The organism is Posidoniimonas polymericola (assembly GCF_007859935.1).
Classification (GTDB): Bacteria; Planctomycetota; Planctomycetia; order Pirellulales; family Lacipirellulaceae; genus Posidoniimonas; species Posidoniimonas polymericola.
The window spans coordinates 46,648-59,687 of the sequence record NZ_SJPO01000005.1 but is presented as its reverse complement, the minus strand read 5'-3'; the positions used below and the strand labels follow the sequence as shown (position 1 = coordinate 59,687).

Genomic DNA, 13,040 nt, shown 5'->3' with positions numbered 1-13,040 from the left:
GCCGTGATCGGACTACCGACTCTGTAGACGCTCGCCGTCGATGGTGAGGTCGCCTCGTTGCAGCAGGTACGGCGCCGCGTCCTGGTCGTCGTCGAGTTCGCAGCCGTCGAGGGTCAGCTTCGCGTGCCCCTCGACCCGCACCTGGGCACGGCCGTTGTCGTAGAAGCCCGACTCTTCGACCAGCACGCGGGACGCCCCGCCGACGCTGAGGCCGCTGCGGCCGTTTGCGCGGCACTCGATCCGGCGGAGCACGCAGTCGTTGACCAGCGTGTGCGCGTTGACGCCGTCCTGCTGGAAGCCCTGGACGACGAAGTCCTCCACCACGACATGGCGGGTGTTGTAGAGCGTGATGCCGGTCTGCATGCCGGCGTGGCGGAGTTCGTATTGCTCGGGAAGCCGGCCTCGGTCAACACGCAGCAGGATCTCGTTCTGGGTCATGGCCCACTGCAGCGGCTGCAGGGCTTGATCGGCGTCGGTCGCGGACGCGACCCGCACCCGCGCCAGCGGCGACCCGGCCTTAAAGAGCTGTTGGAAGGTCAGCCGCCGCGGCGACATCGCGAACACGTCGCCGTCGACGTGCCGCCAGGAACCGTCGGCGGCCATCACGGTCCCATCGAGGGTCGCCCCATTGCCGGAGATGGTGAGCGGGCGGTCCTCATACCCGCGCAGGTTGCACCCGAACACGGAGAGTTGCTCGCGGTAAAGCTCGCCCGTGTTGGCGACAATCACGTGGTCGCCCGCAGCCGCGATCTTCAGAGCCCGGCAGATGCTGGCGACCGGGCCGTGGTCGCCCGACAGCTCCTGGTTCAGCCCCGACAGGCGGTCGTCGCCGGCCAGGTTGTTGACGTAGATGTCACGCCCACTGCTGAGGGCTGGCAGGAGGGCGACGGCCCAGCAGGCGACTCGCAGCAGGCGTTTCATTGGTTCGATTCCTGTCTCGGGGCGGTAAGGCCAAGGCGTGCTAGTACGCGGGCGTCGCGCGGGCGGCGTTCGTATCGATTGCATCGGAAGATGCGACATGGGGCCTCCAGCCCGATGTCGGCAGCATCGACACACCCGCTGGGATCGACGATAATTGTGCTGGCGCCAGCACGCCTTGCCCGGGCCAGACGACTACCAAGAGGAACCCGCAACGCCCATGAGCCGTGAGATCGAATCAATCGCCCGCGTGCTGCAGCGGATGCTCAGCACGGGCAAGGGCAGGGCGCCGACACCGCTGCTGCTGGTCGGGTGCTTGCTGATCGGTGGCTACCTGTTCTTAGAGCCCACGCTCGAGGCCTCCTGGGGAGTCGATCTTCCCGGGGTTCACGCCTACCCGTCGGGCGGCCCGGCAGCGGAACGGGACGGGAATCCGTCGGGCGGCGGCAAGGCGCCGCCCACCCCCAATCGCCAGGGAGAGGCCTCGCGGTCCGGCGGCCCGAAGTCGGGTGGCTCGAGCGTTGAAGACCTGATCCGCAGCGACCGCGAGACCTACACCTCGCCGGCGGGGCTGACCTACTCCCGGGGCACCCAGCATGGGCACCACCTGCGGCACCTGATGGCGCACGCCGAGGACGACCCCGACCGGCCCGGGCAGCACGGGGTCTTCGACAGCGACGACGTGCAGACGATTGTCGACCTCGTCGACGAGGCGTACCGCATGGCGCTGGACGGCGACCACACTCGCAAACGCCAGGAGGGCGACCGCACAATCTATGTCGTCGATATGGGGCGTCGTATCGGCTATGTCGGGGGACAGAGCGGCGAGCGTCGCGGCCACCCCGCCGCCCATCACCTGCAGATGGTCCTGGTCGGGCGCAAGCTGATTACGTCCTACCCCTTAATACCCTAGCGAAGGATAGCGGCATGGGCGATTCACCGGAGCCGATGTGCTTCATTGGCGAGTGCCGCGTCTGCTCGACCGGCCCGCTCGGGCTGCGCAAGTGCGGCGGGTGCAACCAGATCGTGGTCCTGTGCGACGAGTGCGACTCCGTCTGGCCGGACGCAAACCTGACCCAGCCGCCGCAGCCGTTAGCCGGCGACGACCTGCCCTGCCCGCACTGCGGCGCAAGCCTGCTGGCGGCGGACGCGAGCTGGGCGACCCGCGATGAGGTCGACGCGTGCGGCTGGGTTGCCGAGGCGATCGCGGAGCAGGGCCTGGAATTGCGGCAGGGGAGGGCGTTCGCCCCGCGGCGCAACGTGCTGGACCTCGAAGACGAGGCCGACCCCGGCGTGGGGGAGTAAGCAAACCAACTTGGGCCGCATCCTATCGGCCGCATTGACGCGCTACGAAACCAGGTCGCCTTCGGGCGTCGCGCGGAGCTTCTGCAGGTGCGACTCGTCGAGGATGTGGAACGGCGACACCAGTTCCCGCCAGTTCTCGCCGCGCTGAACCAGGTAGTCGTCGTCGATGGCCCCGAGGTAGTGCGAGGCGAGCTGCAGGTACTCGATCTTCGTAGGGTCGAGCCCCATAATCCTCGCAACCGTGGCGTCGACCGCCGGCAGGTTGGCCCCGACCACCACCAGGCCCATGTGCTTCATCGTGCCGAGGATGGGGCCGTCGCCCTCCATGCAGTCAATGCCGTCGACGATGGTCATGGTCCGCGTCATCGTGGCGTTGATGTCGGCCACGGTCTGGGGGATGCCGTTGTGGTGCAGGACGTTCTTGGGCCAGCCGTACTTGATGCCGGGCATCACGCCGTACATGTTTTTCATGCCGCAGGTCACGCCGACCCAGTGGTGCGTCTTCATCTTCGGCATCGAGACCACCACGTCGGCCTCGAGCACCGACCTGGGCAGGTAGATCCCCTTAAGCCCGCTGTACTTGCCTCGGTTGCGGCGCCAGCCGACCTCCTCGTAGTTCAGGTCGGCGAACTTCAGCCCGCCGTCGCTCAGGGCCTCGCCGACGCCCGATTCGACCAGGGCCATCTCGGTGTCGCGGACATGGCCGGGCGCCTCGCCGACGCTGACCTCGGCGCCCCAGCCGCGGAACACCTCAGCCGCCGCGACAATCATCGCCGGGTGGGTCGTCATGTGGGGCGACTTGCGGGTTGGCTCGACCAGGTTGGGCTTCAGCAACACCCGCTTGCCCTTGAACGAGCCGGCCTGCACGTCGCAGGCCAGCAGGCCGTCTCGGATCGTCGCCGCGAGATCGCTCTGGTAGGTCTTGCCCTTGGCGATGAACACCGGGGATTGGCTCTTCCGCATCTTCTCGATGGCGGGCACGGCGACCAGACCGGCGGCGGCCAGGCCGCCGAGGCCGAGGAGCGAGCGGCGATCGATCAAGCTCTTGTCGTGGGCGGACATGGCAGGCGGTTTACGTGGTGCTTGCGGGGCTGGCGTTCGCGAGGAGCGCCAGCTTGTAGAGGTTGGTCGCGCGTGACAGCTCGCGGTCGCAGGCCGCGTGCAGCCAGGCGTCGGCCGCCGCGGGGCGGCGGCCCTGCGCGGTCAGCCCCAGCACGGCGTAGCTGAGCGAGGCGGTCGTCGTGTCGGCCGAGACGCTGGCGTCAAGGAACTCGATCGCCTTCTCAATCAGCGGGCTCTGGGCCGGGGTCTCGGCCAACGCCCACAGGGCGATGCCGGTCGGTTGGACGTGCGCCAGCAGTTCCTGGCCGAGGACAATCGTGTTGCCGTAGTTCGCACCGCCGGCCGGCAGCAGTCGGTCGACGAGCAGCCGCACGCCGTCCTGCACGCGGGGGTGGTCTCCGTAGCCAATGCGGGTCAGGGCTTTCACAAAGAAGGCGGTCGGCTCGAGCCAGGAGTGGGTGTCGGCCGCCCACGACCAGCCGACGATGGTCGTGTCGTGGCCGATCTGGCGTTTCCGTTCAACCGTGCGGCCTTCGGCCGCCAACGCCCAGTCGGCGGCGCGTCGGATGTTGTCCTGGTAGACCGCCTTGTGGAGGACCGCTTCGACCGACCGCCAAGCTAGCATCGCCAGGCCGGTTGGCCAGGCGGGCGTCGGCTCCTGGCCGGTCACGCCGACCGAACCGTCGCGTGCTTGGGTTTTTGCCAGCCAGTCGCCGGCAAGCCGGGCCTCCCTGACGCGACCCCGCTCCGCCAGGCAGACGGCCGCCCAGGCCATCGGCTCGGAGGCGACCGGGCCGCCCGCCGCGTACCCGCCGGGGATCGCCTTCACGACGCGTTCTGTAAGGTCTGCGGTCCAGCTCATGGCTTCTATTTCGTCCAGGCAGACCTGTGGGGCGGGGGAAAAGCTGCGGGAAAGTGCCCAAATCCCGGGGTTATTTGCGGGATGGGAAATTTTTGGGCGGTTTGTTTGACTCCGGAAGAAACTGACATAGGTTTCAAGTGTCAGAGGAAACGGCCGACACGCCGAACCAAAAAATCTCCTGACGCTAACTCTTCCCACCGCTTATCAAACCTACCTTTTCACGTGAGCCCGTGTGGCCCACGCCCACCGACTTCGAGCTTGCCAGCGTCTTCGTCCACGAGAAGGGCAAACCGGACGCGAGTCCGGGACGCAAAGCTAAGGGCCAGTGAGCAACGCTTGCTGGCAGCCTGGCTGCCGATGGAAGTTGCGACCAAATCGTTTCCGCGATTGGTTGTAGTAAGGAAACGCCTCGCGCAGGGTGACTACGCAGGATCGTTAAATTTTTAGGACTTCGCCGCCAGCATCTGGTGAGCTCACCACGGCCAACCGGCCGTGGAGCTGACGGCAGGTTCATCCACCGGGAGCCTTGAAACTCCCGTCAACAAGTAGGGCATGACCACACGGTCGGCCCGCGAATCCGGAGGAAGCTACTATGAAGAAGTTCGCAACCAAGGTCCAGAAGTTCCTCAAGTCGGAAGATGGCCCCACGGCGGTTGAGTATGCGGTTATGCTCGCACTCATCGTCATCGTCTGCTTGACGGCCATCCAGTCGATCGGCACCAACGCCAACACTACGTTCAACAGCGTAGCGACCCAGCTTGGTAGCTAACGGCTATCGCCCTACTTGTTTGCCCGAGCAAGTTATTCCCCTCGCCCGTGTCCACGGGCGAGGGGTTTTTTTACGCCCGCCGCCGGCGCCGGCACAACCGTTCCGACCCGCAGCCTCCCGCCAACCGTCAGGGTCGCGAGAGTCGGGTAGGGAAGGTTGGGCAATCAGGGTGCTCGGTGGGTTGCCTCGGAGGATCGCGTGCTACCTTTGCGCAGCGGCGGCGGCAGAGCGGTCGCCCTAGGTACACGAACAACAACTTACACGCTGAAGACGGAATCTGCGCCATGTTTGATGCTTCACAACTCGCCGAGGCGGTGGTCGCCAATTGGCCGGTCTGGTTTGTCACGGTCACCCTGGTCGTCGCCGCTGTCATCGATGGCATGCAGCTCAAGGTGCCCAACTGGATTACCTTCCCGATGATCATCAGCGGCTGGGTGTGGAGCGCCACGCTCAGCCCGTACCCCGGCTGGGAGGGCCTGGTCTACAGCCTGATCGGCACCGCGGTCGGCCTGGCCCTGCTGCTGCCGGCCTACGCGATCGGCGGCATGGGCGCCGGCGACGTCAAGCTGATGGCCGGCATCGGCGCCTGGGTCTGGGGCACCGTGACGCTCTACTCATTCGCGGTTTCGGCCGTGGTGGGTGGCGTGATCGCCGTCGGCATGGTGCTGACCAACAAGCGTTGGGACAAGCACCACGGTCAGTTCTGGATGATCTGGAACGAGATCCTCAGCGTGAAGAACCCAGAGAAGCTCGCCGAGATCGCCGCTGAACGCAAGCCGCGGATGATGCTCCTGCCCTACGGGATCCCAATCGCGATCGGCACCATCGCCTACTTTGGCTGGGCCGGGATGCTTGTCTGATCCGGGTCTCCGAGCGACGCGTACGATTTGATTCAACCGGCCGAGGGCGCCCCGCTAGCGGGGCGCCCAACGCCAGTTGCGGGGTGACCGCAGTGGGCCGCCTAAATTAACTGGACCGGCTGCACCGGTCCTGCCGAAGAAACCGTTGAGGCCCGATGGCGGTGGTTATTACCGCCGTGCCGTCACCGGTACTCACCGCCTCGAGCCGCGGCGCCAGCCGCGTCATCGAGCGTCATTAGCGACTGCCCGGGGGGTGTCATGCGACCTAAATCTCTCATACTTCTTGCGCTTGCGCTCGGCTGTGGCCTGGTTGCATCCATTGGCATCAGCCAGGTGATGGAAGGCAACAAGTCCCGCGGGCCCTCGGTCGAGACCACCTCGATCTATGTCGCGCTGCACAACATCAACCTGGGCGACCCCATCGACGCGACGATGATCTCGTTGCAGGAGTGGCCGAAGGACAAGGTCCCGCCCGGCGCACTGACGTCGCTCGAGGACCTCGAAGGCCGCCGCCCGCGGACCAACATCATCGCCGGCGAGCCGATTCTGGACGCTAAGCTGCTCGCCCAGGGCGAGCAGGCCGACCCGCTCAGCTCGGTGCCGCCCAACATGCGGCTCTCCACGATCAGCGTGGACGCCGAGAAGAGCGCGGCGGGCCTGCTGAGCCCTGGCGACCGGGTCGACATCCAGCTGTTTGTGCGGGCCGACCCCCGCAACGGCATCAGCGAAGCGGCCACTAAGATTTTCCTGCAGAACATCCGCGTGTTCGCCATCGAGCAGGCCGTTCAGCGGTCCGGCGACGGCGAGGCCCGCACCATTCCGAAGACGGTTTCGCTGTTGGTTACGCCTGAGCAGGCCACCAAGATCGACTTCGCCCAGCACATCGGCGAGTTGTCGCTGATCCCTCGCAACCCCAACGACGAGGGGCTTGCAATGGACTCGGCGATCAACTTCGACCAGCTGTTCGACGGCGCCGTCGAGAAGAACGACCGTGAGAAGGAGCAGGCCCGCGACGAGACCGCCGTCGAGGAGGGGCCGAAGGGGAGCTTCTTGGGCGGCGTCCTGAGCATGATGAAGCGGACCGCCAAGGAGCGGCCGCCGTTTGAAATCGAGATCGTGATGGCCGACGAGGTTTCCGTCGAGTACTTCGACGCGAACACCGGCAAGCCGCTCCGCGATTACAACGACAAGCGTAACTCGTCCGACTCCGGCGGATCGGGGTCGGGGGGAGCGTCGTCGGCCGCCGATGACGCCCCTTCGATGGAAGACTTTCCGATCGAGTTCGACGGAGAGTAGCGACGCGAATACCTGCTTGACCGGCCGAGGGAACGACCGGTCAGATCCAATTTTGGGGGGAGCCAACGGGGCCTGCTGCTGATCGCAGCCAGCCCCCGCGGCGGCAGCGCCGTCCTGTAGGGCGGCGCTACAAAAGGAAGTACAAGGATGTACGAAGCAACGCCCGCTACCAAAGTGCGCCCGCGCAACCCGATCCTGGCGATCGTCACGGCCCTGCTCTTGGCCGGCGGCGCCCCGGCACAGGTAATCCAGCAGGACGCGTCGCTGATCCGCAAGGTCAGCGGCACGAACGACAAGCTGGAGATCACGACCAACACGAGTCGGATCCTGACGCTCGAGACCCGCATCCCCCGCGTGCAGGTCAACAACCCCGAGCTGCTGTCGGTAACGGCGCTCAGCGCGACCCAGATCCAGGTCTCGGCCAAGAAGGCCGGCGTCACCGCGGTCAACCTGTGGGACGAAGAGGGCAACATCCACACGGTGGACGTCTTCATCTACGGCGACGTCCGCGAGCTGGAGCACGCCCTCAAGACGCAGTTCCCCAACTCTTCGGTGCGGGTCTACCGCTACAGCAACTCGCTGGTGCTGGCCGGCTTTATCGACCGCCCCGATTACGTCACGCCGATCGTCGAATTGGCCCAGGACTACTCGCCCAAGATCATCAACAACATGAGCGTGGGCGGGGTGCAGCAGGTGCTGCTGAAGGTCAAGGTATTCGAGGTGTCGCGCACAAAGCTGCGCCAGCTGGGCGTCGACTGGACCTACTTCGGCAACGGCGGCGGATCGGTGATCAGCTCGGTGAGCGACATCATCCAGACGACGGCCAACGCCGCCGGCAGCTCGCTTGGAGCCGAACTCACCGGCACCGACACCTTCGCCTACGGCGTCGTGAACGGGAACAGTAGCTTCCACGTGTTCATGCGGGCGCTGCAGGAGAACAACGTCGCGAAGATCATGGCGGAGCCGAACGTGGTGGCTGTCAGCGGCCGCCCGGCGAGCTTCAACGAGGGCGGCGAGATCCCGATCCTTGTCCCGCAGAGCCTCGGCACGTCGAGCATCGAGTTCAAGCCCTACGGCACCCAGGTCGACTTCCTGCCGATCGTGCTGGGCAACGGCAACATCCGCCTGGAAGTCCGTCCCCGGATCAGCGACCTCGACTACGCCAACGGCATCATCCTCAACGGCGAGCAGGTGCCCGCCCTGAAGGTGCGAGAGGTCGACACGGCGGTCGAGCTCAGGGCCGGCCAGACCTTCGCGCTGGCGGGTCTGATCCAGCAACGCACCCAGGGCGTGAAGACCGGCCTGCCGATCCTGGCGGACATTCCCTTCTTCGGCGTGCCGTTCCGATCCACCCGCAACGAGACTGAGGAGTTCGAACTGCTGGTGCTCGCCACGCCTGAGTTTGTCGACGCCCTCGACCCGCATCAGGTCCCGCAGTGCTACCCGGGGTCCGGGACCATCGTGCCGGACAACAGGGAACTCTATTGCGAGGGCCAGATGGAGGTGCCGAACCCATGCGGCACGTGCGGCGGCTACCCCTGCGTCCCCTCTCACGGACAGGTGCCTTGCTGCCCGAGCGGCAGCGCCGGTTGCCTGAACGGCCAGTGCAGCGACGGGTCCTGCGGAAGCGGCTTCGACATGCCGCCCACCGGTTACGCCGGCCAGTACGGTTATGCTGGCGAGTACGACAGCGCCGGTCAGACGGGCTACCCGCAGGGGTACGAAGAGGTTCCTTATGCCGAGGGACTGGAGCCGACCCCGGTCGATTTGCCGGCCCCGATGCCGGCGGGCCGCCACGGCGAGCTTGTGCTGCCGCCAGACGCGGGGGCGTCGGCCCCGGTGGACCGGGTCCAGGGCCCGGAGATCGACCGCAGCGGCCGCGCTATGTCGCACCTGAGCCAGCGTCCGACGCAGCACTACACCGCGTCCCGGCCGCCGCAGTACCGGCGCCAGCCGTCCGAGCCGTTCAACCCGCAAACCCAGCAGGGGGGGGCCGCACCGCAGCCGGGAACCGGGGGACTTATCGGACCCGTGGGCTACGACCTGGAATAAGTGAGCTACCTTCGAGTAGCACACTCTATACCAGCAGCCACGCGCCCGGTGAAACCCGGCGTTGATCGGAACGCACCCCATGTCCAACGTCCTCCGCCTTGCCATCGTCGACCCCAACGACGCTACCCGTGAGTCGTTGAAATCAACGCTCATGGGACTCGAGACGGTTTGGCTCGAGGCGGAGTGCTCGCGCTACGCGTTCTTCAAGGACGTCCTCGAGCAGACCAACCCGGACGTCGGGTTCATCGCCATCGACGGCGACCCCGACGAGGCGGTGCGGTTGGTCGAGGAGCTCGCCCACGCCAAGCCGTCGGTATCGCTGCTGGTCTCCAGCAGCTCAACCGACGGCAACCTGATCCTGCGGACCATGCGGGCGGGGGCGAAGGAGTTCCTGCCGAACCCGATCAAGCCCGAGGACCTGGCGTCGGCGCTGCAGCGTGTGTCGCGGACCAAGTTTGGAGCGGTCGACGGCAAAAACCGCGGGTGCCAGGTGACAGTTGTCGCCGGCGCCACCGGCGGCGTCGGCGCTACCAGCCTGGCCGTGAACCTCGGCTGCCAGCTCGCCTCGGACCCGAGCAACAGCGTCGTGCTGCTCGACCTCGACCTGGCGCTCGGCGACGCCGACGTGTTCCTCGACTCGATCCCCGAGTACACGCTCACGGACGTCGCCCAGAACATCACGCGGCTCGACTTCACCCTGCTGAAGCGGTCGCTGACCAAGCACTCGACCAACCTCTACCTGCTGCCGCGCCCGGTGCAGCTGGAGGACTCGCAGCTCGTCACCACCGACGACCTGACGCGGGTGATCGGCCTGCTCAAGGCGACCTTCTCGCACCTCATTATCGACGCGTCGAAGAGCTTCCAGTCGCTCGACCTGCTTGCCATGGAGCAGGCCGACAACGTCCTGATGGTGACCCAGCTCGACCTGCCTTGCCTGCGGAACGTGGTGCGGCTGCTGATGTCGTTCGAGCAGATGGGCGGCCTCAACGAAAAGATCAAGATCGTCGTGAACCGCGTCGGGCAGGGCGGGGCGTCGATCAGCATCAAGAAGGCTCAGGAGACCCTCGGCCGCGAGATCTACTGGCAGCTGCCCAACGACTACAAGACCATGATCGAGGTGCGCAACAACGGCGTGCCGCTGATCGAGCAGGCCCCGAAGGCCGCGATCACGTCGTCGATCAGCCAGCTGGCAGACAGCCTTACCGGCAAGCAGTCGTCGGTCGCGCCCGCCGAGCTGGCCGGCAAGGGCCGCAACTGGCTCGGCTTGTGGGGCAAGGGCGCCAAGGCCCCCGAGGCCGCCGCCCAGAGTGCCGAGTAGCGGCGCCCGCCCTCCCCGCGGCTCCGCTGCGAGCCGCGCGACCCTCGCAACCGCACCTAGGTTGTTTCTTTTCTAACACGCCGCGCCCGCTGAGCTATGGTTTGGCAGGAGCCCACGTTGCGCTGACGCGGGCCCAAGGTCACGCATTCCCCCACGCCAACGCACACCGCCATGACCAAGATCGCGACAGGACCGGCCTCGCTTTCCGCCAAAGAAAAAGAAGCCGAGTTCGAGAACATCAAGCGCCGCATCCACACCAAGCTGGTCGACAAGCTCGACCTGTCGCGGGTGGGCGAGCTTGAGGGCGACGTCCTGCGCCGCGAGATCCGCATGGTGGTGGAGCACCTGTGCGACACCGAGGACACGTTCCTCAACCGAAACGAGCGGGACCGCCTGATCGACGAGGTGCTCGACGAGACCTTCGGCCTCGGCCCGCTCGAGCTGCTGCTGAAGGACCCCTCGATCAGCGAAATCATGATCAACGGCCCGAAGACCGTGTTTGTCGAAAAGAGCGGCAAGCTGGTCAAGACGCCCGTCGTGTTCCGCGACGACAAGCACCTAATGCAGGTGATCGACCGCATCGTGTCTCGCATCGGCCGCCGCGTCGACGAGGTCTGCCCGATGGTGGACGCCCGCCTGCAGGACGGCTCGCGTGTGAACGCCATCATCCCGCCGCTGGCCCTCGACGGGCCGAGCATGACGATCCGGCGTTTCGGCTCCAACCCGCTCAAGCTCGAGGACCTGCTCAACTACAAGTCGATGACGCCCGAGATGGTGATGCTCCTCGAGGGCGCCATGAAGGCGAAGCTCAACCTGGTCATCTCCGGCGGCACCGGCTCCGGTAAGACGACGCTGCTCAACACGCTCTCGAGCTTCATCTCGAACGACGACCGCATCGTCACGATCGAGGACGCGGCCGAGCTGCAGCTGCAGCAGGAGCACGTGGTCCGGCTCGAGACCCGCCCGCCCAACATCGAGGGCAAGGGCCGCGTCAGCGCGACCGACCTGGTCAAGAACTGCCTGCGTATGCGACCCGACCGCATCATCATCGGCGAGTGTCGTGGCGGCGAGACGCTCGACATGCTCCAGGCGATGAACACGGGCCACGAGGGTTCGCTGACCACCTGCCACGCGAACACCCCCCGCGACGCGATCTCACGTCTGGAGACCATGATCATGATGGCCGGCTTCGAGATGCCGGCCAAGGCGATGCGGACGCAGATCGCCAGCGCGGTCGACCTGGTTGTCCAGTCGAACCGCCTGCAGGGCGGTCCGCGTAAGGTGACCCACATCACGGAGATCCTCGGCATGGAGCAGGACACGATCGTGATGCAGGACATCTTCAAATGGGTGCAGGACGGCGTCGACGCGAACGGCCGCGCCATCGGGCACTTCATCTCGACCGGCATCCGGCCCGCCTTCATGGACCGGCTGGAGCAGGCCGGCGTGAGGCTCCCCGCTAGCACGTTCCGCGAACGGATCATGATGCGCGACTAGGCCGTTCCGCGGTGGGGCCGCCTGAACCCGCCCGAACGCAAGCGACCAACCACTAGCAAATCCTGAATCACGAGTCGGTTCTCTTATGTCTCCTTGGATCATATACGCGAGCGTCTTTGGCGGCGTGGCCCTGATGGTCGCGGCCGTGTCGGCGCTGCTCCGCGGCGACAAAGACGCGGACATGGAGGACCGGCTGAGCGTCCTGACGGGCCAGAAGTCTGCCGGCAAGGCGGGCGCCGAAGCCTCGGTCGCCGGCGACATGATGCGGGTGTCGGTCGAGGGCGCCGGCCTGCTGGAGAAGTCGCTCGTCAAGTACCTCAACCTGAAGATGATGTTCGAGCAGGCGGACGTCTCGTTCACGGTCAGCAAGTTTCTGCTGGTCTGTGTGGTGAGCGGGACGATCGGCTTCGTGCTGCCGACGCTGGCCGGGCTGCCAGTCAAGTTCGCCCCGATCGTGGCGGCGATCTTCCTCTTCCTGCCGTTCCTGTGGCTGATGATGAAGCGGAAGAGCCGGCTCAAGAAGTTTGCCGCCCAGCTCCCCGAAGCGCTCGAGCTCATCGCCCGCGCGTTGCGCGCCGGCCACAGCCTGGGCGCCGGCATGAACCTGGTGGCCCAGGAGATGTCCGCGCCGATCGCCAAAGAGTTCGGCCGCGCGTTCGAGGAGCAGAACCTCGGCATGCCGATGGAAGAAACCCTCGACCACCTGGCCGACCGGGTGCCGAACCTCGACCTCAAGTTCTTCGTGACCGCGGTCGTGCTGCAACGCCAGACCGGTGGCGACCTGGCGGAGATCCTCGACAAGATCGGCCGCCTGATCCGCGAACGCTTCAAGATCTGGGGCCAGGTCCAGGCGCTCACCGGCGAGGGCCGGCTGTCCGGCATCGTGCTGCTGGCGCTGCCGCCGACGCTGTTTGCCACGGTCTACCAGATGAACCCCGACTACCTGATGCTGCTGTTCACTGACGAACTCGGCAAGAAGATGCTGGTGGGCGGCGTGGTGATGCAGCTGCTCGGCGCGATCGTGATCCGCAAGATTATCAACATCCGAGTCTAACGTCGGGCGCCTGCCCCGCGTCACGTCAACGACCGTACAGACAACCC

The 13,040-nt window shown here is 66.1% G+C and carries 12 protein-coding genes and 1 riboswitch; of the genes, 9 read left to right on the top strand and 3 right to left on the bottom strand.

Annotated features, from left to right (window positions below):
- Positions 1-12: 12 nt before the first annotated feature.
- Complete coding sequence (locus Pla123a_RS11275) at positions 13-921, bottom strand: right-handed parallel beta-helix repeat-containing protein (protein WP_197527878.1); 909 nt, start codon at positions 919-921, stop codon at positions 13-15.
- Positions 922-1,138: 217 nt separating this feature from the next.
- Between Pla123a_RS11275 and Pla123a_RS11270 the strand changes: the two genes are divergently transcribed.
- On the top strand, positions 1,139-1,831 hold the full coding sequence (locus Pla123a_RS11270) for a hypothetical protein (RefSeq protein ID WP_146586943.1): 693 nt from the start codon (positions 1,139-1,141) through the stop codon (positions 1,829-1,831).
- Between the two features lie 14 nt (positions 1,832-1,845).
- Positions 1,846-2,223: a hypothetical protein gene (locus Pla123a_RS11265; RefSeq protein WP_146586941.1), complete on the top strand. Its 378-nt coding sequence runs from the start codon at positions 1,846-1,848 to the stop codon at positions 2,221-2,223.
- A gap of 42 nt (positions 2,224-2,265) precedes the next feature.
- Here Pla123a_RS11265 and Pla123a_RS11260 read toward each other — a convergent pair whose 3' ends face one another.
- Both Pla123a_RS11260 and Pla123a_RS11255 read right to left on the bottom strand, forming a co-directional pair.
- On the bottom strand, positions 2,266-3,285 hold the full coding sequence (locus tag Pla123a_RS11260; protein WP_146586939.1) for a DUF362 domain-containing protein: 1,020 nt from the start codon (positions 3,283-3,285) through the stop codon (positions 2,266-2,268).
- Positions 3,286-3,295: 10 nt separating this feature from the next.
- Positions 3,296-4,147 carry a hypothetical protein gene (locus Pla123a_RS11255; RefSeq protein ID WP_146586937.1) on the bottom strand — a complete coding sequence of 284 codons (852 nt, stop codon included), beginning with the start codon at positions 4,145-4,147 and terminating at the stop codon, positions 3,296-3,298.
- 274 nt (positions 4,148-4,421) lie between these two features.
- Positions 4,422-4,506: riboswitch (cyclic di-GMP riboswitch) on the top strand.
- Positions 4,507-4,739: 233 nt separating this feature from the next.
- Here Pla123a_RS11255 and Pla123a_RS11250 point away from each other — a divergent pair.
- The 7 genes from Pla123a_RS11250 to Pla123a_RS11220 all read left to right on the top strand — a co-directional run bounded on the left by Pla123a_RS11250 (position 4,740) and on the right by Pla123a_RS11220 (position 12,993).
- Positions 4,740-4,916, top strand: coding sequence for a Flp family type IVb pilin (locus tag Pla123a_RS11250; RefSeq protein ID WP_146586935.1), 177 nt, complete (start codon positions 4,740-4,742; stop codon positions 4,914-4,916).
- A 284-nt stretch (positions 4,917-5,200) separates the two neighbouring features.
- On the top strand, positions 5,201-5,776 hold the full coding sequence (locus tag Pla123a_RS11245; protein ID WP_146586934.1) for an A24 family peptidase: 576 nt from the start codon (positions 5,201-5,203) through the stop codon (positions 5,774-5,776).
- 258 nt (positions 5,777-6,034) lie between these two features.
- A complete protein-coding gene (cpaB, locus tag Pla123a_RS11240) occupies positions 6,035-7,072 on the top strand; it encodes a Flp pilus assembly protein CpaB (protein ID WP_146586932.1) in 1,038 nt (345 codons plus the stop codon).
- Between the two features lie 147 nt (positions 7,073-7,219).
- On the top strand, positions 7,220-9,124 hold the full coding sequence (locus Pla123a_RS11235) for a type II and III secretion system protein family protein (RefSeq protein ID WP_146586930.1): 1,905 nt from the start codon (positions 7,220-7,222) through the stop codon (positions 9,122-9,124).
- 79 nt (positions 9,125-9,203) lie between these two features.
- Positions 9,204-10,442: an AAA family ATPase gene (locus Pla123a_RS11230; RefSeq protein ID WP_146586928.1), complete on the top strand. Its 1,239-nt coding sequence runs from the start codon at positions 9,204-9,206 to the stop codon at positions 10,440-10,442.
- Between the two features lie 171 nt (positions 10,443-10,613).
- Positions 10,614-11,939, top strand: coding sequence for a CpaF family protein (locus Pla123a_RS11225; protein WP_146586926.1), 1,326 nt, complete (start codon positions 10,614-10,616; stop codon positions 11,937-11,939).
- 85 nt (positions 11,940-12,024) lie between these two features.
- The gene (locus tag Pla123a_RS11220) at positions 12,025-12,993 is read left to right on the top strand and encodes a type II secretion system F family protein (protein ID WP_146586924.1); all 969 of its coding nucleotides are present in this window, start codon (positions 12,025-12,027) and stop codon (positions 12,991-12,993) included.
- Positions 12,994-13,040: the final 47 nt, after the last annotated feature.